At 62.5% G+C, this 368-nt stretch carries 1 protein-coding gene; it reads left to right on the top strand.

The window, feature by feature from the left end; translation table 11 throughout:
- Positions 1-368: cbb3-type cytochrome c oxidase subunit I (locus RCF13_RS20005; RefSeq protein WP_308141490.1), on the top strand; the 368-nt coding region annotated here is incomplete at both ends.

The raw sequence follows: 368 nt of genomic DNA, 5'->3' as shown, positions 1-368 counted from the left end.
CACCCTCGAGGCCATTCCGTACCATGAACCCATCGTCATGGTCACGCTGGCCGCCGTGTGCCTGGGAGGCCTAGCGGTCTTCGGCGCCATCACCTACTTCCGCAAGTGGAAGTACCTCTGGACGGAATGGCTCACCTCCGTCGACCACAAGCGCATCGGCGTGATGTACATCATCGTCGCGCTGATCATGCTGCTGCGCGGCTTCGCCGACGCCATCATGATGCGGCTGCAGCAGGCCGTGGCTTTCGGCGATTCCACCGGCTACCTGCCGCCGCACCACTACGACCAGATCTTCACGGCGCACGGCGTCATCATGATCTTCTTCGTGGCCATGCCGCTGGTCACGGGGTTGATGAACTACGTGGTGC

Origin of the sequence: Stenotrophomonas maltophilia group sp. RNC7, from assembly GCF_030910085.1 — a bacterium.
In the GTDB taxonomy this organism is placed as follows: domain Bacteria; phylum Pseudomonadota; class Gammaproteobacteria; order Xanthomonadales; family Xanthomonadaceae; genus Stenotrophomonas; species Stenotrophomonas sepilia.
The sequence above is the reverse complement of the archived record's forward strand: the minus strand, read 5'-3'. Positions and strand labels throughout refer to the sequence as shown.